The organism is Carnobacteriaceae bacterium zg-84, from assembly GCA_013874835.1.
Lineage (GTDB): Bacteria > Bacillota > Bacilli > Lactobacillales > Aerococcaceae > WM01.
Map to the genome: position 1 here is coordinate 1,744,178 of CP059430.1, position 21,400 is coordinate 1,765,577.

25 protein-coding genes and 1 tRNA gene are annotated in these 21,400 nt (G+C 34.1%); 6 read left to right on the forward strand and 20 right to left on the reverse strand.

Going from position 1 to position 21,400, the window contains the following annotated elements; all coding sequences use genetic code 11:
- The first annotated feature begins 33 nt into the window (after window positions 1–33).
- Window positions 34–1,338 (forward strand): ISL3 family transposase, encoded by a 1,305-nt coding sequence (locus tag H1220_08210; GenBank protein ID QMI85657.1) that lies wholly within the window; start codon window positions 34–36, stop codon window positions 1,336–1,338.
- 217 nt (window positions 1,339–1,555) lie between these two features.
- On the opposite strand, the gene H1220_08215 is transcribed toward H1220_08210, so the two are convergent.
- The 7 genes from H1220_08215 to manX all read right to left on the reverse strand — a co-directional run bounded on the left by H1220_08215 (window position 1,556) and on the right by manX (window position 7,147).
- Window positions 1,556–2,899, reverse strand: a complete 1,344-nt coding sequence (locus H1220_08215; GenBank protein QMI85658.1) for a glucose-6-phosphate isomerase — start codon at window positions 2,897–2,899, stop codon at window positions 1,556–1,558.
- 13 nt (window positions 2,900–2,912) lie between these two features.
- Window positions 2,913–3,293 carry a S1 RNA-binding domain-containing protein gene (locus tag H1220_08220; protein ID QMI85659.1) on the reverse strand — a complete coding sequence of 127 codons (381 nt, stop codon included), beginning with the start codon at window positions 3,291–3,293 and terminating at the stop codon, window positions 2,913–2,915.
- Window positions 3,294–3,303: 10 nt separating this feature from the next.
- Window positions 3,304–3,891 (reverse strand): peptidylprolyl isomerase, encoded by a 588-nt coding sequence (locus H1220_08225; protein QMI85660.1) that lies wholly within the window; start codon window positions 3,889–3,891, stop codon window positions 3,304–3,306.
- A 127-nt stretch (window positions 3,892–4,018) separates the two neighbouring features.
- Entirely contained in the window at window positions 4,019–4,384 is a 366-nt protein-coding gene (locus H1220_08230) for a DUF956 family protein (GenBank protein QMI85661.1), read from the reverse strand.
- A gap of 21 nt (window positions 4,385–4,405) precedes the next feature.
- Window positions 4,406–5,320: a PTS mannose/fructose/sorbose transporter family subunit IID gene (locus H1220_08235; GenBank protein ID QMI85662.1), complete on the reverse strand. Its 915-nt coding sequence runs from the start codon at window positions 5,318–5,320 to the stop codon at window positions 4,406–4,408.
- Window positions 5,321–5,335: 15 nt separating this feature from the next.
- On the reverse strand, window positions 5,336–6,148 hold the full coding sequence (locus H1220_08240; GenBank protein ID QMI85663.1) for a PTS mannose/fructose/sorbose transporter subunit IIC: 813 nt from the start codon (window positions 6,146–6,148) through the stop codon (window positions 5,336–5,338).
- A 12-nt stretch (window positions 6,149–6,160) separates the two neighbouring features.
- Complete coding sequence (gene manX, locus H1220_08245; GenBank protein ID QMI85664.1) at window positions 6,161–7,147, reverse strand: PTS mannose transporter subunit IIAB; 987 nt, start codon at window positions 7,145–7,147, stop codon at window positions 6,161–6,163.
- A 272-nt stretch (window positions 7,148–7,419) separates the two neighbouring features.
- Between manX and H1220_08250 the strand changes: the two genes are divergently transcribed.
- Window positions 7,420–8,820 (forward strand): ISL3 family transposase, encoded by a 1,401-nt coding sequence (locus tag H1220_08250; protein ID QMI85665.1) that lies wholly within the window; start codon window positions 7,420–7,422, stop codon window positions 8,818–8,820.
- Window positions 8,821–8,984: 164 nt separating this feature from the next.
- On the opposite strand, the gene manA is transcribed toward H1220_08250, so the two are convergent.
- From manA to H1220_08315, 13 genes are all read right to left on the reverse strand, one after another.
- The gene (manA, locus tag H1220_08255; GenBank protein QMI85666.1) at window positions 8,985–9,956 is read right to left on the reverse strand and encodes a mannose-6-phosphate isomerase, class I; all 972 of its coding nucleotides are present in this window, start codon (window positions 9,954–9,956) and stop codon (window positions 8,985–8,987) included.
- Entirely contained in the window at window positions 9,950–10,966 is a 1,017-nt protein-coding gene (locus tag H1220_08260) for a Gfo/Idh/MocA family oxidoreductase (protein ID QMI85667.1), read from the reverse strand. Before H1220_08260 ends, manA begins: the two co-directional genes overlap by 7 nt.
- A gap of 96 nt (window positions 10,967–11,062) precedes the next feature.
- The gene (locus tag H1220_08265) at window positions 11,063–11,203 is read right to left on the reverse strand and encodes a hypothetical protein (protein ID QMI85668.1); all 141 of its coding nucleotides are present in this window, start codon (window positions 11,201–11,203) and stop codon (window positions 11,063–11,065) included.
- The gene (whiA, locus tag H1220_08270; protein ID QMI85669.1) at window positions 11,204–12,139 is read right to left on the reverse strand and encodes a DNA-binding protein WhiA; all 936 of its coding nucleotides are present in this window, start codon (window positions 12,137–12,139) and stop codon (window positions 11,204–11,206) included.
- A gap of 29 nt (window positions 12,140–12,168) precedes the next feature.
- Complete coding sequence (locus H1220_08275; protein ID QMI85670.1) at window positions 12,169–13,152, reverse strand: YvcK family protein; 984 nt, start codon at window positions 13,150–13,152, stop codon at window positions 12,169–12,171.
- Window positions 13,149–14,039 carry an RNase adapter RapZ gene (gene rapZ / locus H1220_08280; protein ID QMI85671.1) on the reverse strand — a complete coding sequence of 297 codons (891 nt, stop codon included), beginning with the start codon at window positions 14,037–14,039 and terminating at the stop codon, window positions 13,149–13,151. The genes H1220_08275 and rapZ overlap by 4 nt, the downstream gene beginning before the upstream one ends.
- 186 nt (window positions 14,040–14,225) lie before the next feature.
- Window positions 14,226–15,563 (reverse strand): type I glutamate--ammonia ligase, encoded by a 1,338-nt coding sequence (gene glnA / locus H1220_08285; protein ID QMI85672.1) that lies wholly within the window; start codon window positions 15,561–15,563, stop codon window positions 14,226–14,228.
- A 23-nt stretch (window positions 15,564–15,586) separates the two neighbouring features.
- Entirely contained in the window at window positions 15,587–15,937 is a 351-nt protein-coding gene (locus tag H1220_08290) for a MerR family transcriptional regulator (protein ID QMI85673.1), read from the reverse strand.
- 204 nt (window positions 15,938–16,141) lie between these two features.
- Window positions 16,142–17,155, reverse strand: a complete 1,014-nt coding sequence (locus tag H1220_08295; GenBank protein QMI85674.1) for a lactonase family protein — start codon at window positions 17,153–17,155, stop codon at window positions 16,142–16,144.
- A 9-nt stretch (window positions 17,156–17,164) separates the two neighbouring features.
- A complete protein-coding gene (gene rsmI / locus H1220_08300; GenBank protein QMI85675.1) occupies window positions 17,165–18,031 on the reverse strand; it encodes a 16S rRNA (cytidine(1402)-2'-O)-methyltransferase in 867 nt (288 codons plus the stop codon).
- Window positions 18,009–18,281, reverse strand: coding sequence for a GIY-YIG nuclease family protein (locus H1220_08305; protein ID QMI85676.1), 273 nt, complete (start codon window positions 18,279–18,281; stop codon window positions 18,009–18,011). The genes rsmI and H1220_08305 overlap by 23 nt, the downstream gene beginning before the upstream one ends.
- Window positions 18,271–19,014, reverse strand: coding sequence for a tRNA1(Val) (adenine(37)-N6)-methyltransferase (locus H1220_08310; GenBank protein ID QMI85677.1), 744 nt, complete (start codon window positions 19,012–19,014; stop codon window positions 18,271–18,273). Before H1220_08310 ends, H1220_08305 begins: the two co-directional genes overlap by 11 nt.
- Before the next feature lie 77 nt (window positions 19,015–19,091).
- Window positions 19,092–19,373, reverse strand: a complete 282-nt coding sequence (locus H1220_08315) for a PspC domain-containing protein (protein QMI86697.1) — start codon at window positions 19,371–19,373, stop codon at window positions 19,092–19,094.
- A gap of 163 nt (window positions 19,374–19,536) precedes the next feature.
- On the opposite strand from H1220_08315, the gene H1220_08320 reads away from it, so the two are divergent.
- From H1220_08320 to H1220_08335, 4 genes are all read left to right on the forward strand, one after another.
- Window positions 19,537–19,755 (forward strand): DUF2829 domain-containing protein, encoded by a 219-nt coding sequence (locus tag H1220_08320; GenBank protein QMI85678.1) that lies wholly within the window; start codon window positions 19,537–19,539, stop codon window positions 19,753–19,755.
- Window positions 19,756–20,460, forward strand: a complete 705-nt coding sequence (locus H1220_08325; GenBank protein ID QMI85679.1) for a 3-oxoacyl-ACP reductase — start codon at window positions 19,756–19,758, stop codon at window positions 20,458–20,460.
- Window positions 20,461–20,524: 64 nt separating this feature from the next.
- A tRNA-Arg gene (locus H1220_08330) sits at window positions 20,525–20,598 on the forward strand.
- A gap of 293 nt (window positions 20,599–20,891) precedes the next feature.
- Window positions 20,892–21,197: a DUF898 family protein gene (locus tag H1220_08335; GenBank protein QMI85680.1), complete on the forward strand. Its 306-nt coding sequence runs from the start codon at window positions 20,892–20,894 to the stop codon at window positions 21,195–21,197.
- Window positions 21,198–21,400 lie beyond the last annotated feature (203 nt).

Below are 21,400 nucleotides of genomic sequence, written 5' to 3' on the forward strand. Positions count from 1 at the left end.
AAAGTACCACCAAATAATAAGGAGAAATTGCCTATGTCTAATATAACAGAAATCTTACTACAATTAAAGGATAAAAACATCACATTTGATCATGAAAACATATCAGAGTGTGACATTCGACATAAAAAATCATTGGTCTTATACGGTAAATTAACCTATACACCAGATTGTTGCCCAAATTGTCACGCAACCAATGGCATTGTAAAAAATGGGACACGTCAATCGCAACTGTCTTTATGCCAAATTTCAGGACTAAACGCCTATTTATCACTCACTAAACAACGTTTTTATTGTAAATCCTGTCAATCATCATTTACAGCGGAAACACCTATTGTGGATAAGCATTGTTTTATCACAAACCGTTTAAAACAAAAGATAATGGATACTTTAACAGAAACCATTTCAGAAACGTACATCGCTAAACAACACAATGTATCTGTACATACGGTCAGACGTATTGTTGATAAGGTCGCCTCTACTTTAAAAGTAAATCACAACACGCAATTACCTCAACACCTATGTTTTGATGAATTCAAGTCAGTAAAATCTTCTGATAGTGCCATGAGTTTTATCTATTGTGATGCACTGACTCATCAACTGATTGACGTTGTACACGACCGTAAATCCAGCACGCTATTAGACTACTTTGCTAGATACGATACCCAGACAAGAAAAGCTGTTAAAACAATTACGATTGATATGTTTCGCCCCTATATTCAGATATCCAAGCAAGTATTTCCTAACGCACATATCATTATCGACCCTTTTCATATTGTACAAGCATTAAATCGTGAATTAACAAAACACAGAGTGCATGTAATGAAAGCTTTACATCAGAACAATCGCCGTTTATACAACAAAATGAAACGTTATTGGAAGTTGTTTTTAAGTAACACAGATACCCTAAGTAGTTATCCTTATCACCGTTTTCCACTGTTTGATTGGATGACGCATACACAAGGGATAGTCGATTATTTATTGGAACAAGTCCCCGAACTACGAGCTACATACGATGTCGTTCATCAATTAAGAGATGCTTTACATAATAGAGATTTTGACCGATTTGAAGAAATACTCATATGGGCTAAACAGGAAGCTATTTCTCCTGGTTTACGTAGAGTATTAAGAACGTTCAAAGGGTATTTACCCTATATTAAAAACACCTTTATCTACCATCATTTGACTAACGGTGCACTTGAAGGTATCAATCATAAAATTAAAGTACTTAAGAGAAATGCCTATGGTTATCGTAACTTTTCACATTTTAGAAATCGTATTTTATTCATGTGTAAGTTATATGTACCATATACCGTGCCATCTACTTCACTAGTTGCTTAATAGTTTAAGTCAAAAGTGACGTACGAATAACTCCTTCCCCGCACAACGTAGGGGAAGAGACATGTATCGTGTACATGTCGGTGAGCCGTACATCACTTTGTGACTTAAAATAAAAAGATAGTGACGTAACATTCATTACATCACTACCTTTTATGAGTCATCAACCCTATTTGACATAGAGCCGTAAAAACTAATTTTCCACTACCTTTGTTCTATTTTATAATTTTTGTTCTAATTCTGCTTTTAAATCTTCAAAACCAGGTTTCCCTAATAATGCAAACATATTTTTCTTATATGCTTCAACTCCTGGTTGGTCAAATGGATTAACACCATTTAAATAACCTGAAATAGCCACCGCAATTTCAAAGAAATACATCAAATATCCTAATGTATAAGCACTTGTATCTGGAATTGTAACCAATAGGTTTGGAACACCTCCGTCAGTATGAGCCAATAATGTACCCTCATAAGCTTTTGTATTCACAAAGTCTACTTCTTTTCCTTGCAAATAACCTAATCCATCTAAATCTTCTTCGGTCACTGGGATTGTAACAGATCGTCTTGGTTTATCTACTTTAATAACTGTTTCAAACAAGTTACGTTGTCCCTCTTGAATGTATTGTCCCAATGAATGTAAATCTGTTGAGAAGTTTGCACTAGATGGGTAAATGCCTTTTTGGTCTTTTCCTTCTGACTCACCAAATAATTGTTTCCACCATTCAGAGAAATATTGCAAACTTGGTTCATAGTTAATTAACAACTCTGTCACTTTACCTTTACGGTATAAAATATTACGAATTGCTGCATATTGATACGCTTCATTTGTTTCTAAAGCATCCTCTTGATAATCTAACATTGCTTGCTTAGCACCAGACATCAGTCCGTCAATATCAGCACCTGTCACAGCTATTGGTAATAATCCCACAGGCGTTAGAACTGTGAAACGTCCACCTACACTATCCGGAATAACAAATGTTTCATAACCTTCTGCATCAGCTTCATGTTTCAATGCACCACGTGCGGCATCCGTTGTAGCATAAATGCGTTTTTTTGCTTCTTCTTGTCCATATTTTTTTATCAATAACTCTTTAAATACACGGAAAGCAATCGCTGGTTCGGTTGTTGTACCAGATTTAGAAATCACATTCACAGAAAAATCTCTATCACCAATAATATCAATTAAGTCATATAAATAGGTTGAACTAATACTATTTCCTGCAAAGAATACTTGTGGTGTTTTACGGTTCGGGTCTAAATTATAAAAACTGTGATTTAAGAAATCAATGGCTGCTTTAGCACCTAGATATGAACCTCCAATACCAATCACAACTAAAACATCTGAATCAGATTGAATTTTTTTAGCAGCTTCTTTAATACGTGCAAATTCTTCTTTATCGTATGTTTCTGGTAAATCCACCCAACCTGTAAAATCAAACCCTGCGCCTGTTTTTTCACGTAAATCTTTATTTGCTGTTGATACAGCTGATTGTAAATAACGTAATTCATGCTCTCCAAAGAAAGAGAGTGCTTTTTTATAATCAAATGTTATATGTTTTCCCATGTTTCTACCTCCATTATTCTTGATGTGTCTGTTGATTGATTAACTCCTGAGCTTCATCAATCCATTCAGGTAATTTTTGACGCAGTGTTTCAAATCCTAATTGATTAGTATAAACATCACGCCGTCTTTTTTTTCGTACCACTTGCTTAGGAACCGGAATTTTTTCTAACGCACGTAACGACAAACTAATTTTCTTTGTATATTCATCAACATCAATGACCATGGCACGTACCGTTTGCCCCAAAGTCAAAAAACCTTGTACATTTTGTATATATCCATGTGTACATTCTGAAATATGAATTAAACCTTGTTCGTCCTGGCCAAGACTAACAAAAATTCCATAAGGTTGAACCCCTGTCACTGTCCCTTCTATAATGTCACCAATTTTATACATAGGCAACACCTTATAATTCTTCAATAGATAAAATGGCAATATCTTCTAACGGTCTATCTTGAGCGCCTGTTTTTGCTTGTTCAATAGCATACACAACATCCATGCCACTTTTCACTTGCCCAAAAACAGTATGTCTTTGATCTAACCAAGGTGCCCCACCATTTTTAGCGTATTCTTCAATCGCTTCTTTTGGCCAACCTCCTTTTTCTAATTGTGATAACATATGTGCCGGCACATGTTTAGCTGTAACAATAAAAAATTGACTCCCATTAGTATTTGGTCCAGCATTTGCCATAGATAATGCTCCATTAAAATTAAATGCGTCTAAAGAAAACTCATCCTCAAATTTTTCTCCATAAATCGATTCACCACCCATACCTGTTCCAGTAGGATCTCCTCCTTGAATCATAAAGTCTGAAATAACTCGATGGAAAATAACACCATTATAATAACCTTGTTTTGCTAAACCTACAAAGTTCGCTACTGTTTTTGGCGCAACATCTGGAAATAAGCGTAAAACAATATCTCCTTTGGTTGTTTTCATCAACACTTGTATTTCATTTTGTGTTTGTGTTTCTAATTGTGGATAATTTGTCATCTATCTCGCTCCTTATCATTCTCATATCTCATATATCATACCTAATTTTAAAAGATTTTTCATCTTTTTTTATTTCTTATGACAAAAAAACTCTCTATAAAGTCATACGGCTTTATAGAGAGTTCTATTATTTTCTTTTAAATAAGGATTTTAAAGAAAGAAACGGTACATTTTTGACGATTTTATCATTACCTAAATATTCACGCATAATTTTTAATGCTTTGCCTGCATCTTTGACAACAAAGTTAAAACTACCATTTTTCTTAGTGTCAACAAAAAAGCCACGAATATAACGATTATTGAAATACAGTTGAGCTCTTACCTTATCAATTTCTTGCCATGGAATTTGCACAAAATCATTCGGATTTTTTTCATAATAAAACTCAATCGCTTTATCACCAATTAAAATGGAACCATTTTTAGCTGTAATGCCACTGTGAAAAGAATTTGCTTTTGTTGTAAAATCTACTTTTGTATTTTGTGATACGACCATTTCATATTATCCTTTCATGTCTTAGAAAATACCTACTAAATGTCCTAAGATACCCACAATAAATAATCCGAAGATGATAAGAATTGGGTTTACTTTTTTCTTCAATAACCACATACACAAGAACGTTAATAATAACGCTGCAAAACCTGGAATTAACTGATTCAAGTTATCTTGTAATGTTGTGACTTTTTCTGGAGAAATTGCTTTTCCACTTGCCACTTCTCCTAAAATTTGTTGTAATTGTTCACTAGTAATGTTACCTTTCGGGAACTCCACATACGCTCCTTCAGATAATTTTACTGTTGATACTACCATTGGGAAGTTAATAGACGTCCAACGTTGTACTAAAATCCCCATAACAAACATCCCTAAAATAGATGCTCCTTTTGTAATAGTTTGTAATAAACCACCAGATAAATCTTTTGTGATTTCTGAACCTTGTTTATACCCAAACTCTTGTGTATACCATAAGAACGATACACGAATAACATTCCATACGATAAAGAAGAATAATGGGGCAATAATAGAGCCACCAGTTGCCAATGATGCTGCAATCGCACCTAAAATTGGACGTACTGTAAACCAGAATACTGGATCACCAATACCTGCTAAAGGTCCCATCATACCGACTTTAACCCCTTGAATAGCAGAATCATCAATACTTGCACCATTTGCACGCTCTTCTTCTAAAGCTAATGTTACCCCTAAAATTGGTGCTGCAATATATGGATGTGTATTGAAAAACTCTAAGTGACGTTTTAACGCTGCTGAACGTTCTTCTTCTGTGGTATATAATTTTTTCAAAGCAGGAATTAAAGCGTATGCCCAACCACCATTTTGCATACGTTCATAGTTCCAAGAACCTTGTAAAAGTTGTGAACGAAGCATAACATGACGACGGTCTTTTTTTGTTAATGTTACTTTATTTTCTGTCATACTCTATACCTCCTCTTAATAATCATTCAAAATATCGCCTAAAGGATCACCAGAAACTTGTGAACCACCTGCACCGCTATTCCCACCATTTTTAGATAAATTCAAGTAGATAATAGCTAGTGCTAGACCGATAATACCTGTTGCAATCAAAGTCAATTCGTTTAATGGTGCTAATGCAAATCCTAGGAAGAAGAATGGCCATACTTCTTTTGTTGCCATTAAGTTAATAACCATTGCATACCCTACAGCTACAACAAATCCTCCACCGATTGCCATACCTTCAGTAAACCATGCTGGTAGTGAACCTAATACATCTTTTACTGTTTCAGAAGGTACAAATAGTAATAATCCTGACGGTATCATTACACGTAATCCTTGACCTGCTAAGGCAATTAAATGCCACATTGTTACGCCTCTAAAATTACCTTTTTCTGCAGCTTTATCTGCTTGGTGAACAAGTACAACAGAAACAGTTCTCATCACCATTGTTAACACTAGACCAACTGTTGCTAATGTAATCGCTGAAGCAATCGCTACTTGGCGTCCTGCTACATCAAAATTACCTGCTTTTACATAAATAATCGCTGAAGCAACAGAAGCAAACGCTGCGTCTGGTGCAATAGCAGCACCAATATTAGACCAACCCATTGCAATAAATTGTAATGCCCCACCTAAAATAATACACTCACTTAAATGTCCTGTTGCTAATCCAACTAATGAACACGCAATAATCGGTTGATGAAATTGAAATTGGTCTAAAACACCTTCCATACCCGCCAAAAATGCTACAACGAGAACTAAAATTGTTGAAATTACATTAAATTCCATAATTTCCTCCTATTATAATGATAAGCCTTCAGATGCTTTAGCAGAAATCAATTTAAATAAATCTGCTTGTTTATCTGCTGGAACTTTTCTAACATCAAATTTAACACCTAAATCAGCTAATTTTTTATACGTGTTAACATCTTCTTGATCAACTGATAACGAACTGCTAATAAGCACTTTTCCAACAGAGTGCGCCATTGACCCAATGTTTAATTCTTTAATATCGACACCTTGTTCAACAACTGCTAGCACATCTTGTGGATTTTCAAATAATAATAATGCCTTTGTGTCACCAAAACGTGTATCTTTTGTGACTTCTACTAATTTTTTCAACGGAATAACATGTGCTTTTACACCCGGAGGGGCAGCTTGTTCAATCAGTTTTTTGCGTAACTCATCTTGAGATACTTTATCAGATACAACAATAATACGATCAGGGTTCGTTGTTTTTGTCCATGTTGTTGCAACTTGTCCGTGTAATAAACGCGTATCGACACGAGCAAGAACAAATTTAATATGTCCATCACCTAGTACCGTCCCTTCAGGAATAGCTCCTAGACGTTCTTCTTTTTGTGCTACTGGTTGTTGTTCAACAACTGGTTGTAGCTCTTCAGGTTTTACTTTTACAGCTTCTTGAGCTGTTGGAAGAATCGCTTTAGCAATATCATGAGCTTTTGTCATTGTAAAACGACTTGCATAGCTTTCCATTAACATTGGTAAATTTAAGCCTGCAACAATTGCTCTTGTTTCTGGGGATTCTTCAAACAAAATATTTGCTTGATTAAATGGGCTACCACCCCATAAATCCACTAAAAACAACACTTCTTCAGTGTCAAATTTAGCCATTGCTTCACGAAGTTTTCGTTGCAAATCTTCAGGTCCCTCACTCGGCATAAATGCAACTGCTTCAACTTGTTCTTGTTCACCAAAAATCATTGATGCAGATTGTTTTATTCCTAATGCAAATTCTCCATGACTTGCAATAATAATACCTACCATCAAAATACCTCCTTTGATTTTTCTTCTGAAATTATAAATAATTTCTATTTCAGAATATCAAAAAGAATACGAATGTAAATAGTTTTTTTTATTCAATGCTCTAGAATGATAAAATGATGAGAGAAAAGTAACAGAGTACCGTAAAATCACTGTTAAATAAATGAATTCAGAAAATGGCACGTCCTATTTTCTGAAAAGTTGATATATTAAAACCGCATAAAATCAACGTTTTGTGTATTTTTTCTCAAATTTTATTGGCTCTATAATAAATCGTGTTGGTGGGAATAATCCACCAACACGATTTTGTATATAAAAGTGGACAAAAAAAGAGAAATACCTGTATGATTAAATCACCACAATTAAACAAGGAGGTATTTCTCATGGATTATTATACAAAAAAATTATTAACATTAACAGATAAATCTTTCATAGCTGATGAACATTGGTTAGAAGAAAAAACAATAAATGGTATTCCACACCACTTTATTAAAGGTACTTGGACAAAGCCTTGCCACACCTGTCCACATTGTCATGCTAAAACACTCATCAAACATGGGACATATCAAACGAAAACATTATTACCAAAGTTTAGACAAATCAAAACTGTTTTACTTCTTAAAAGAACCCGTTATCGCTGTAAAACGTGTCTAAAAACCTGTTCTTCTTCGTGTTCTTTAGTCGATAAACATTGTTGTATTTCTAAAGAATTAAAACAACTTATTGCACTTGATTTAACGAAAAATATTTCAAGAAAACATATCTGCCAAGACCACTTTGTATCTGATGTGACCGTACAACGTGTCTTAGATAAATATACAAAACAAGTTAAACCGTCTTTTCATTATCTACCTAAGGTACTATGTATCGACGAATTTAAGTCTGTGACATCTCATTTAGGGAAGATGAGTTTCATCTGTGTAGACGGATTGACACACCGTATTATTGATGTGTTACCTAGTCGCCAATTAGACCATTTAATCACTTATTTTAAACAATTTTCTAAAAAAGCAAGACATAGCGTTCGCTATCTTGTTATGGATATGAATGCCAATTATGGCAAACTTATTCAGAAGGTTTTTCCTAATGCCGTTATTGTCACAGATAGATTTCATATCATACAACATATACATCGGAATTTAAATACACTACGTATAAAAGAAATGAACACCTTTAAAAAAGAAGAAAAGGCTTATAAACACTTAAAGAAATACTGGAAATTATTATTAAAAGATGCCTTTGATGTAAATGATACAGACTATCATTATCACCAATCCTTTAAAACATATCTGACACACGCACAAGTCCTTGATAGATTATTAGACTATAGTCCTGTTTTAAAACAAGCATATGAGTTTGTACAAGAGTTGAGATATGCTTATAGACAGCGAGATTTTGATTTATTTATGGAGGTTATTCATCATATTGACCCGTCATTACCAGAGTGGTTTAGAAAGAAATTTGATATTTTTAAAACCTATCAGAATGGTATTTATCAAGCTTTTACCACACCTTATTCAAACGGTATCACAGAAGCTATCAACAATCATATTAAAGTCATCAAACGGATTGCCTATGGCTACAGACGTTTTTCTTATTTTAGATTGCGTATTTTAATCATACAACACCATTCTCAGTGGCAGAAAAAGAATGTGAAAAAGGTAGTGAATGGTTAATGCCATTCACTACCAACATACTCACTATTTCTCTCCACCAACACAATTTGACGAAGAGCCATTTTATTTTCAAAAAATCTTTATCTAGTAAAAAATCCCTTTTGGTATAAATCCACCATTTTTTAAATATATCTATGTGTTTATAATTAAAAAAGCAAGTAGTTTTAATCTACTTGCCTATTTGGTTTGGATGCAATTAGTTCTAAATCTCCAGTCAACCTAATTTCTTGTGTCCCAAATGGTAAAATAAACGAATGAGATAAAGAGAGCTTATACTCTCTCTCATCTATTCTCATTTTTCCTGCTCCTTTTATCACAGTCACCAAATAATAGCCTTCGTCTAAAAAAATAGACATTTGTCCATCTACTTGCCATTTCCAAACACTAAAATAGTCATTACTCAAATAATGATGCACATAACCATCTTCTATATCGTGTCTAGCATCTTTCAAAACTGGATGCTGATGTGGAAATCGTGTCACATCTAATGATTGTTGAATATGTAAGTCCCTTTGATGACCTTGTTCATCCACTCTATCATAGTCATATACACGATAGGTTGTATCTGAATTTTGTTGTGTTTCTAATATCACAATACCTTTCCCGATTGCATGAATGGTACCATGAGGCACATCGAAAAAATCACCAGCTTGAACAGGTATTTCAAGAAATAAATCTTTCCATTCTTGTTTCTCAATTTTTTCTTTAAACTCTTCTTGTGTTTGAGCTGTGTGCCCATAAACGATTTTGGATCCTTCTTCTGCTGAAATCACATACCAGCATTCTGTTTTCCCTAATTCTCCCTCATGTTCTAACCCATAAATATCATCGGGATGTACTTGAACAGATAAATCATCACTAGCATCTAAAATTTTTGTAAGCAAAGGGAAACGCTCCTCTACCTTACCACCAAAATAATCTGGATATGTTTGATAAAATGTATCCAATCCCATACCTTCAAACATTTTTGGAGATATAATTGTTGATACACCATTCGGATGTGCACTAATGCTCCATGATTCTCCTATTTTTTGACTAGGTAAGAGCATACCAAATTCTGTTTCTAATTTGTTACCTCCCCATATTTTTTCCTGTAACACAGGCTTTAAAAAAATGGGTTCCTTATTATCTACCATAAATTCTCTACACCTTTTTCTAATAATTCTATTTGTAATATAGTTTCCTCATCTTTGACTAGTTTTTCTTTACCCAACACAATCGTATCGTGTAAATGCTCATAAAAATATTTATAATGACCTTTCTCAGATACAATTTTTTCTTCATGGATACATCCCAAATCGTCTACATACGTTAAAACACCATAATCTTCTAAGGTATCTACTCCAAAATCATCATGCTCTGGCATATAAAAATACTTCAAATGCTCTTCTTGCCTATCTTTTTTGTCTTTTATAAATGTACCTTTCATTCCATAAACAACAAAACTCGGTCTTGGTTTTATTCTAAAATAACTTGATTTAACAGATACTTTCATATTTTGATAATATAAATCAATGTCAAAATAATCATTCATACGTCCTTCACCTAAAAGTTGACGAACATCAAAATGCGTACTTGTAGGTACTCCAAAACAAGAAATCACTTGATCCAATGTATGACAAGCATGCGTGTACACAAAACTATCCTCTACATTGAATATTTCCGTTCCTTGTGATACTTCAGGTCTAAAATAATCAAAATGCATATCTATTTCATAAATATCTCCTAATTTTTGACTATCTATTACTTTTTGAACAGTTAAAAAATCACTATCAAAACGTCTATTTTGATAACATTCCAATATTAACCCTTTTTCTTTTGCTAGCTGAAATAATTCCTTAGCTTCTCTAGCTGTTTTCACAAAAGGTTTTTCAACTAAAACATGCTTCCCATGCTCCAATGCCAACTTAGCATATTCATAATGTGATGCCATAGGCGTTGTAATGACAATAAGATTTACGGTAGTATCTTTTAATAAAACATCTAAATCTGTTGTATAAGTGACATAAGGCTGTTTTTCCCACTCTGATTTAAAATGACGAACATACACATATTTCACTTTAAATTTATCTTTCAATGTTCTGACAAATGGCAGATGATAACGATTTGTACTTTTCCCATTCCCAATATACGCAAGTGTTAACATATTATACCTCTTTTACATTTTTATCAAACTAACTATATCATTCTCAACCTTTTTTCAAAAGTATTTTTATCTCAAAATAACAAAAGAAGATGATTGCTACTCATCATCTTCTTTTGTTTCTTCTTGTTTTTTCTCTTTTTCTTTATCAAATAATGCTTCAACATCAATAAATTTACTCAATCCATTTGTTAGCTGCTCAATTTGTTTTTCAATAAAATCTTTATCTTGCAATGCCATTTAAACACCTTCTTTTTTTAGTTTATCTGCAAATGCAACAATTTTTCGTAAACGATGATTTATTCCTGACTTAGAAACCGTTTCTCCAACAATCATCTCTCCGATTTCCATTAAACTAGATTCTGGATAAGAAAGTCTTAGCTCTGCCACTTCTTTTAATTTTGGTGGCAATTCGTCCAGACCTACTTTTTCTGCAATGTAATTGATCGCTTCAATTTGTTTACTTGAGGCATTGATAACTTTACTTAAATTGGCATTTTCACAATTCACAATCCGATTAACCGAATTTCTCATATCTCGAATAATACGAATATCCTCAAATTTCATCATACTATTTAATGCACCGATAAGCACAAGAAAATCTGCAATTTTCTCAGCCTCTTTAATATAGGCAATATACCCATTGCGTCGTTCAATAATACGACCATTCATATAAAAGCGATTTATCATATCACAAATATCTTGACTATGGTCTTCATAGTTTGAATAAATTTCAAGGTGATAACTACTCTTTTCAGGATTATTAACAGAACCTCCTGCTAAAAACGCCCCTCGTAAATATGACTTTACTTTTTGCTCATTATTTTTAATATTTTTAGGTACTCTTGTTTGGAAAAACAAACCGTCCATAATACCTAAATCTGTTAAAATTTCTTTTGTGCCTGTTTTTAAACGTACAATATAAATATTATTTTTCTTTAACTTCATTTTACGACGAACAAGTAATTCACTTTCAACATCATAATGATCTTTCAATAACGTATACATACGTCTAGCAATAGCTGCATTTTCTGTTTGCACATTTAAAATAAACTTTTGCTGATACAAACTGACTGCCCCATTCATTTGGATAAGCGCTGCAAGTTCCGCTTTGGCATGTTCCTTATGAACTTCTAAAGACGTTAATTCTTTTTTCACTTGAGCCGCATAAGACATGTTATCACCACCTTTCTTATCACTATTTTTTATTTTTCAAATACACTGTTTAATAGTGTCATCAACTCTTCAACTACTTTTTTACCGTCGTGGAACGCACCATTTTCTTTCATTTCTAAGAAATTTGTCGAAATCACACGACATCCTTCTCCTCGTAGACCGTCAAAATGGTGCTTCACTTGTAATAAATACTCTTCGCCTTTTTGTTGATTTAAATAATCATCTGGTACAGTTTCTGTATTAACAAGAACCGTATCAATGAACATCTGCTTTAAATGGCGATGCAACACACGTACATGATCGGCATCTGTAAAGGATTCTGTTTCTCCTAATTGCGTCATAATATTGCAAATATAGACAATTTGCGCTTGTGTTTTTAAAATCGCTTCAGATACATTCGGAATCATTAGATTAGGTAAAATGCTTGTAAACAAACTTCCCGGACCTAACACTAACATATCTGCTTCTTCAATTGCTCTAACCACATCACTTGAGGCATGCGCATCTTCAATAGAACCGTCTTTCGTCGTCACATGAACATGCTTAATACGTTTTCTCTCCTTAGCAATAGCAGACTCACCACTAACGACTGTTCCATCCATAAACGTGGCATGTAAAACAAGAGGCTCTTTAGCTGCCGCATAGACTTGCCCTTGAATTTTCATCATACGTGACAATTCTTGAATAGCATCAAAAATATTATCACGCATTTCACTTAATGCCGCAATAATCAAATTGCCAATAGCATGCCCTGCAAAAAATTTATCTTCGGAATTAAAACGATATTGAAAAATATCTAAATAAACATCGTCCAATGTCGATAAAGCCACTAAACAATTACGAATATCTCCTGGCGGAATAATATTGACATAATCTCGAATAATGCCACTGCTTCCTCCGTCATCAGCTACTGTCACAATCGCCGTAATATCGATTGGATACTGTTTCAATTCTTTTAATAAAACCGGCAGCCCTGTTCCACCACCAATAATGGTTACTTTCTTTTTTCTCATGAGCGATTCACCGTTTCTTTTCGTTTATCTTTATCTCGATGTGTAATATTGACCGGATAACCACTTACCATTAAACTATTGCCCAAACGTTCCGTTAATGCAACAGAACGATGTTGCCCTCCAGTACAACCAATAGCAATAACCACAGATGTTTTTCCTTCTTTTTTGTACCCTGGCACAATATAATCAATCAGCCCTTCAAAACGCTTATAAAATTCACTCGTTTCAGGCTGTTTCATCACATAATCATACACTTCTTCATCCAATCCCGTCAATGACCTTAGCTCAGGAACATAATGTGGGTTTGGTAAAAAACGCACATCCATAACAATATCGGCATCAATCGGCACACCATATTTAAATCCGAATGACATCACTTCAATATGAAACACCGCACGATCATCCGACTTAAATTGCGTCATAATATTTTCTCTTAATTGTCTAGGAGAAATATTCGTTGTATCAATCACAATTTGTGCACGTGTTTTTAAATCAACAAGCAACTGACGCTCACGGCTGATGCCGTCGGTTATTAATCCCGTATTCCCAACAAGCGGATGTGTACGCCTTGTTTCTTTATAACGAGATACTAACGCTTCATCTTGACAATCTAAAAAGAGAATACGTGTTCTCACAAGCGCTGTATTGTCAAAATCAATAATGGAGTCCATAATTTCATCGAAAAAGGCACGACTTCTTAAATCTATCACAAGCGCAATACGTGTGATTTTGCCACTCTCTTTTACAATATCCCAAAATTTCGTCAACAAACTCGGTGGCATATTATCGACACAAAAATATCCCAAATCTTCAAAACTTTGCATTGCCACTGTCTTACCAGCACCACTCATTCCTGTAATAATGACTAATTCTAACGCTTCTGCCATTGTCTATCTCCTTTTCTTTTAATAACACCATTATATCACAAAAAAGATAGCAAATGGTTCTATCATTTACTATCTCTTCTCACTTCATTTTATATAAAGATACCTTTTGTATAAACAGCTTTTCTAACTAGAAACCAACCTTATTTGTGATTGCCACACAATAGACAGTTTTTATTAGATAGTATTTTAGAATAGCGTTAAATAACGTTCTAGTTCCCACTTCGTCACTTGTGTACGATAAGATTGAAACTCCAATGTTTTTTCTGCTATAAAATTCTGTTGAATATGTTTACCTAAAGCATTTTTAACAACTTCATCTTTTTCAAATTCATCAATAGCCTCTAATAAATTACCCGGTAAATCTAAAATACCATTATCAAGTCTATCTTTAGCAGACATTTGATAAATATTACGATTAACTGCTGCTGGTGGCATTTTTTTATTCACAATACCGTCCAATCCAGACTTAATCAACACAGACAATACTAAGTATGGATTTGCCATTGGATCAACACTTCTCAACTCTACACGTGTCGAATTTTCTCTTGAGGCTGGAATACGAATTAACGGCGAACGATTTTGCCCACTCCAAGCTACGTAAACAGGTGCCTCATACCCTGGCACAAGACGTTTGTATGAATTAACTGTTGGATTACAAATAGCTGTAAAACCTCGAGCATGCTCCAATAACCCTGCAATAAAATGCATTGCTGTATCGCTCAATCCGTCTGGGGCATCTTTATCGTAAAACACATTTCCGTTTTCATCAAATAAAGACATATTACAGTGCATCCCCGAACCATTGATCCCATAAACAGGTTTTGCCATAAACGTTGCATGTAAGCCATGCTGACGTGCCACCGTTTTTACAATCAATTTAAATGTTTGAATATTATCACACGCATCAAGAGCATCAGCATACTTCCAATCTATCTCATGTTGTCCTGGCGCAGCTTCATGATGACTTGCTTCAATATCAAATCCTAACTCTTCTAATTGTAACACAATATCACGACGACAATTTTCCCCTAAATCCGTTGGTGCTAAATCAAAATAGCCACCTTCATCGTTTAATTTCATCGTTGGATTGCCGTATTCATCTAACTTAAATAAGAAAAATTCTGGTTCTGGCCCTAAATTAAAATCCGTAAATCCTAACTCTCTCATTTCAGATAAGACACGCTTTAAATTCGCTCTCGGATCTCCTTCAAAAGGAGTACCGTCTGGATTATAAATATCACAAATCAAACGTGCAATTTTTCCTTGCCCATTATCCCACGGAAAAACTAGCCATGTTGATAGATCTGGATACAAATACATATCACTTTCTTCAATACGCACAAAGCCCTCAATAGATGAGCCGTCAAACATCATTTTATTTGCTAATACTTTTTCTAACTGACTAATAGGTACTTCAACATTTTTGATTGTTCCTAATATATCCGTAAACATTAATCTTAAATATCGAACATCTTTTTCTTTAACATCTTTTAATACTGTATCTCGCGTGATTTGTTTTTTCATTTTTCTCTCGTCCTTTATTTAAATTAACGATCATGTCGCCACTCTTGTTGATTCATCATTTCTTGATAAAAGATACGTCTAACATCTTCATCTGTTAAAAACTTTTGAGCAGGTTGCTCTTTTTCTTTTTCAACTTTTGTATATTTCTTTTTAATCGCAACAATTGTTAGACCTTCTGCTAAATAATCTTTAATTTCTAACAATTTATCAACATCATTTAAAGAATACAAACGTCGATTTGTTTGAGAACGTTTTGGTATAATCAACCCTTGTTCTTCATAATATCGAATTTGTCTAGCTGTTAAGTCCGTCAGTGTCATCATTGTCCCAATCGGAAAAACCGGCATTGAACGTCGTATTTCTTTACCCTTCATAAAACTCTCCTTCACATGAAGAACACTTATACAAGTGTTAGGACCTAGTCACATTATAGCACTCTTATGTAAAGTAATGCTACATTATTATGCTATCATATAAAAAGTTTTACATACTTTCAAGAAAAAACTCCCTTATCATGTTACAAAATATAACATAACCACCAAAAGATGAACGCTCATCTTTTGGTGGTTTCTACATCATCATAACGGTGTCACACAGACGCACTCCGGAGCAATCGCTTCTTTATCTTGTAATGTCAATACACCCGTTTTAGTATCTCGGCTAAACAATGATAACACATCGTCATCTTGATGACCGATAATAATAAAATCTTCTGTTTGATTAAAATGAAAATCTCGTGGTGTTTTTCCCTCTGTTTTTATCCATTGAATTGGTTCTAAAACGCCACTATTATTAACTTTATATACAACAATACTATCGTGTCCTCGGTTAGACGCATACACAAACTGTCCATCGCTCGTCACCCGAATCGCTGCCCCTCCACTCCAATCTGTATATTCTTCTGGTAATAAAGACACCGTTTCTATATGCGTTAAAACACCTTTTTCATAACGACAAATATCAATCTCATTAGATAATTCACCTAATACATAAACAATAGGTAATGTTGGATGTTGAACAAGATGTCTTGGTCCAAATCCAGCTTTTGTTTGATAACAAAACACCTCTTTTACCTCTCCACTTACTTTCACATCAAACACATGCACCTTATCTGTCCCTAAATCACAAACCATTAAATACTCACTTGCTCTATCCATTTGCACATAATGTACATGAGATGATTGTTGATTTTCATGTACACTTGATCCTTCAAATTGCACAGACTGAACCACATCTAATCCATCATCTGTGATAGCTATCACATCAAAAAAACCTTGATGATAGTTTGCACTAAAAATCAACTGACGCTTTTTATCAAATGACACATAACATGGTGGATTGACACCTTCTGTTAACGCCGCTGCAATTTGACGATACACATCATCTTGTTTTTCTAATAAAGCAACACCTGCCCAGTCCCCTTCTTTCACAACAGAAAAGGCAAAATCTCCCACTGTTGTCACATATGTTGGGGACTCTATTTCAAGAGCTAATTTAACATTCGTTATTTTCTTTTTATCTGTATCTAATGTTGCAAAAGATACTCCTTTATTACGTCCTTTTGTATACCCACCTAATACTAATGTTTCCATACATTTCTCCTATTCTTGATGATACGCTTGGTAAACATCTTGCTTTTTCATTTTTTTCATTTTCGCCACGTACTTAATGGCTTCTTTCGCTGTCAGATCTTGCTCCTGCATAACTTGTAAAACACACTCTTTCAACGGCAAATCTACCATCTCTTCCTGACTATCCTCATCCGATGTTCCTGACACTAATAAACATATCTCACCTTTTAACTCGATTTCTTCTAAGTATATTTGAATTTCTTTTAAACTGCCTCTTATATATTCTTCATATCGTTTCGTTAATTCACGACAAATAACAGCCTGCCTCGTTTCATCAAATACATTAGATAACACTTGTATTGTCTTTTTAATCCGATGTGGTGATTCATAAAAAATAAGCGTTTCTTCTCGTGACTTTAATTGCTCAAGCACAAATATCTGTTCTTGTTTTTTTCTAGGTAAAAAACCATAAAAATAAAATGGTTGAGGCGATAAACCTGACGCTATCAGCGCCGTTAGTCCTGCACTCGCTCCTGGAATTGACACTACCGGAATATGCTGTTCAAGACAAGCAAGTACCAATTCATGTCCTGGATCACTAATGGACGGCATACCCGCATCACTCACTTGCGCAATACTTTCTCCTTGATGTAATTTATCAATTAAATAGTCAATCTTTTCCATAATATTATGTTCATGCAGACTTATTTGAGGTGTTTTTATATGAAAATGATTTAATAATTTTTTTGTCTGTCTAGTATCTTCAGCGGCAATCAAAGTAACCTCGTCTAACAAACGAACCGCTCTATAGGTCATATCTTCTAAATTCCCAATAGGCGTTGGAATTAAATATAAAATTCCACTTTGGCTATTTTCAAAACTCTTTTGAATGTGCATGTTTTATATACGCTTCTTTCTCTTTTTTACTTAATTTTTTAAACATTGCTTCTTGCTTTGTTGCCATGGATCGTGTTGGAAAACTTTCAACATGAATAACTTTTACCGGACGTCTTGTTTTTGTGTACTTTGCTCCCTTATCCGATGTATTATGCTCTAATTCTCTTCTAGCAACATCTGTTGTATATCCAGCGTAAAATGTATTATCCGCACACATTAGTACATAAAAATAATGATTCTTACTCTCCATATAAAATACTCCTAACAGGCTCGATATACTCATTTTTCTCATTAAACACAATGATAGGTGGAATTATCTTAATCCCTTTTTCTTTTCCTTGCTTAACTGCCTCAATCAATACCATATTGGCATCTTTTTCTTTTTTCGGATGCACAAAACACATCTTTTTAGGGACTAATTGATGACTTTTTAATACTGTTAATAATTGAAGCAATCTATCGGGACGATGAACACAATACAACTTTCCACCATTTTTTAATAATTGACTACTCGTGGATACCCACTCATCCAGTGTAATGGTTAATTCATGCCTTGCCAAAGCAATCGCATTTTCTTCATGTATATTTGCATAATCTTCTGTTGTAAAATAAGGTGGATTACATGTGATAACATCAACAGATCCTCTATCAAACCACTTTTGTGCATCGTTATAATCACCGTGAATAATCTTTACTCTATCTTCGAGATGATTTAATGTTACCGTACGTTGTGCCATATCCGCTAAAATTTCTTGATATTCAATGGCATAAATAGGATTATTTGTTTTAGCAGATATCATAAAAGCAACCGCGCCATTCCCCGAACACGCATCTAAAATACATGCTTTTTTATTCCTAGGCAATTCAGCAAAATGTGCAAGGAGAACCGCATCTAAAGAAAAAGAAAAAACTTTCTTGCTTTGAATAATCTGAATATTTTCTTTTATCAATGTATCCAAGCGCTCATGTTCATATAGTTTCATGATGTTAACTCCTTACTCTTTATCTTCATAAGTATACCAATTCTTACATAAAAAAAGAAGTACTCCGTAGGTACTTCTTAAAAATCATCTTTTGTCGGTGTGACGTCTTTTCTAGTATTTGTTTTTTGATATGTTTGGTAATAAGTATAGTGTCTACTTTTTTGATACGATTCCAAAGGAATAATCAGTATGCCTAAAATGTAAATCCATAATGTTGTTGAAAAAGTTATTATAGAACTAATGGCAACAATGATGCGTATCACTGTGACATCTATATTAAAATATTCAGCTAAACCACCGCATATCCCGGCAATACGTCTATCCGTTCTTGATCTTGTTAATTTTTTCGCCATCTCTATTCCTCATTTATCTGCTATTATGTTCATTGAACATTATTAGTATAGCATAATTAAAAAATTTTTTATCCTGCTAAAGACTGACTTGTTGTTTAAAAATAATATTATATAATATAGTTAAAAGCATATTATATTTTATATGCTTTCAAAATAAAGGAGAAAAAAGATGACATTTGAAGAAATTTTACCCTATATCAAAGCAGGCAAAAAAGTAGTCAGAACCGGCTGGAAAGGTGGAGAACGATTTATTCAACGTCAAGAATCCCTTCCGTACGTTGAAAAATCAACACCTTATTTAATTATCCAAACAGAAAGTGATTATTATAGTATGTTTAACCCTACCGTATGCGACATTTTTGCAACAGATTGGACTTTGGTGGACTAAATGTTTATAAATTATAACGTTCTCGTTACGGGTAGCTCTAGCGGTATTGGAAAAGCACAAGCCGAAGCTTTTTTAGAACAAAACGCCATTGTATACGGATTTGATAAACAAAAAAGTCAGATAACACATCCTAATTATCATCATATCATTGGTGATGTTTGTCTTCGAGAGGATATTGCCAAACTACCAAAATCCATAGATATTCTTATCAATAGTGCCGGTATCCTAGATAATTACATGCCTAGTTTAGAGACTAGCGAAGATCTATGGGATTGTATTATGACAACCAATGTAAAAAGTATGTTTTTAATCACAAATCACGTATTAAATAACATGCTAAAAAAACAACAAGGTATCATTATCAATATGGCATCTATAGCCGGTTTTCTGGCCGGCGGTGGCGGAGCAGCTTATACAGCAAGTAAACACGCTGTTATTGGCTATACAAAACAATTAGCATACGATTACGCCTCTAAAGGTATTCGTGTCAATGGCATCGCTCCTGGTGCTATCAAAACATCCATGACACAAGCCGACTTTGAAGGCACTGGAGATACAGCAAAATGGGTAGCTGAACAAACACCAGCAAAAAGATGGGCATTTCCAAATGAAATTGCCGACGCAACTATTTTCCTCGCTAGCTCAAGCGCCGCCTATCTTCACGGGCACATTCTCACCATTGACGGCGGTTGGAGTATCAAATAACCACTTTTATGACTAAAAATATTGACTTATGATACAAAAACACATATAATAATTAAGTGGTTCTGTTTCAGTAGCTCAGCAGGATAGAGCATTCGCCTTCTAAGCGAACGGTCGGGGGTTCGAATCCCTCCTGAAACGTCATCTATTAAAGTATGTCATGATATGGCATACTTTTTTTGTTTACTACATACCCTAAACAAAGCAATCCCCATATACCATTCTAATAGTATGGTACAGACGCTTCTTTTTCAAAAATCCATTTATCTCTTATTTAATTTACATATCCATTCCTTTACTAAACGGAATTGTTGCCGAACTATTAAACTATTTATCTATAACTCTTTTTTATTATTCATTACTTAACTTTTATTTTACAAACTAGCTATTTACTGTTACACTCTCACTATCAATAAAAAACAAAGGAGAACATAATGAAACAAAGCTACTTTGACGGAGGTTTACTCAGCCTTGTTGGACACATACTTTTCGGCACCATAATCACAGTTCTAACTCTTGGTATTTGTTATCCTTGGGCGGTATGCTTAATCTACCGTTGGAAAACAAAACATACTGTCATAGAAGGACACCGACTAATATTTACCGGAACAGCTATGGGACTTTTTGGAAATTGGATAAAATGGTTACTTCTAAGCATTATTACATTAGGTATTTACTCATTTTGGGTAGGCATCAAACTAGAACAATGGAAAACAAAACATACTTTTTTCGCAAATTAAAAAACTATCACACATCCTAAGTTGTATAAAGGAATCCAATATAACAGAGAGGAAAACTGATTTTATATGTCAGTTTCCCTCTTCATGATTCTACAAGAAAGCATTTTTATAAATGAAAAGCAGACATTATTTTAATATCTGCTACATCGCTTTTGCTTTATTCAAGTAAAATCTTCAGATAACATCATTCTAAAAAGGCAGTG

Excerpts from the sequence above, each read along its gene's own strand:
- rsmI (QMI85675.1), bottom strand. The coding sequence starts at position 18,031 with ATGCACATTCAAAAGAGTTTTGAAAATAGCCAAAGTGGAATTTTATAT.
- H1220_08295 (QMI85674.1), bottom strand. The coding sequence starts at position 17,155 with ATGGAAACATTAGTATTAGGTGGGTATACAAAAGGACGTAATAAAGGA.
- glnA (QMI85672.1), bottom strand. The coding sequence starts at position 15,563 with ATGAAAAAACAAATCACGCGAGATACAGTATTAAAAGATGTTAAAGAA.
- H1220_08215 (QMI85658.1), bottom strand. The coding sequence starts at position 2,899 with ATGGGAAAACATATAACATTTGATTATAAAAAAGCACTCTCTTTCTTT.
- H1220_08265 (QMI85668.1), bottom strand. The coding sequence starts at position 11,203 with ATGGCATTGCAAGATAAAGATTTTATTGAAAAACAAATTGAGCAGCTA.
- H1220_08335 (QMI85680.1), top strand. The coding sequence starts at position 20,892 with ATGAAACAAAGCTACTTTGACGGAGGTTTACTCAGCCTTGTTGGACAC.
- H1220_08230 (QMI85661.1), bottom strand. The coding sequence starts at position 4,384 with ATGGTCGTATCACAAAATACAAAAGTAGATTTTACAACAAAAGCAAAT.
- H1220_08320 (QMI85678.1), top strand. The coding sequence starts at position 19,537 with ATGACATTTGAAGAAATTTTACCCTATATCAAAGCAGGCAAAAAAGTA.
- manA (QMI85666.1), bottom strand. The coding sequence starts at position 9,956 with ATGGTAGATAATAAGGAACCCATTTTTTTAAAGCCTGTGTTACAGGAA.
- H1220_08310 (QMI85677.1), bottom strand. The coding sequence starts at position 19,014 with ATGAAACTATATGAACATGAGCGCTTGGATACATTGATAAAAGAAAAT.
- manX (QMI85664.1), bottom strand. The coding sequence starts at position 7,147 with ATGGTAGGTATTATTATTGCAAGTCATGGAGAATTTGCATTAGGAATA.
- H1220_08225 (QMI85660.1), bottom strand. The coding sequence starts at position 3,891 with ATGACAAATTATCCACAATTAGAAACACAAACACAAAATGAAATACAA.
- rapZ (QMI85671.1), bottom strand. The coding sequence starts at position 14,039 with ATGGCAGAAGCGTTAGAATTAGTCATTATTACAGGAATGAGTGGTGCT.
- H1220_08210 (QMI85657.1), top strand. The coding sequence starts at position 34 with ATGTCTAATATAACAGAAATCTTACTACAATTAAAGGATAAAAACATC.
- H1220_08275 (QMI85670.1), bottom strand. The coding sequence starts at position 13,152 with ATGAGAAAAAAGAAAGTAACCATTATTGGTGGTGGAACAGGGCTGCCG.
- H1220_08325 (QMI85679.1), top strand. The coding sequence starts at position 19,756 with ATGTTTATAAATTATAACGTTCTCGTTACGGGTAGCTCTAGCGGTATT.
- H1220_08305 (QMI85676.1), bottom strand. The coding sequence starts at position 18,281 with ATGGAGAGTAAGAATCATTATTTTTATGTACTAATGTGTGCGGATAAT.
- H1220_08260 (QMI85667.1), bottom strand. The coding sequence starts at position 10,966 with ATGTTAACACTTGCGTATATTGGGAATGGGAAAAGTACAAATCGTTAT.
- whiA (QMI85669.1), bottom strand. The coding sequence starts at position 12,139 with ATGTCTTATGCGGCTCAAGTGAAAAAAGAATTAACGTCTTTAGAAGTT.
- H1220_08290 (QMI85673.1), bottom strand. The coding sequence starts at position 15,937 with ATGAAGGGTAAAGAAATACGACGTTCAATGCCGGTTTTTCCGATTGGG.
- H1220_08240 (QMI85663.1), bottom strand. The coding sequence starts at position 6,148 with ATGGAATTTAATGTAATTTCAACAATTTTAGTTCTCGTTGTAGCATTT.
- H1220_08220 (QMI85659.1), bottom strand. The coding sequence starts at position 3,293 with ATGTATAAAATTGGTGACATTATAGAAGGGACAGTGACAGGGGTTCAA.
- H1220_08235 (QMI85662.1), bottom strand. The coding sequence starts at position 5,320 with ATGACAGAAAATAAAGTAACATTAACAAAAAAAGACCGTCGTCATGTT.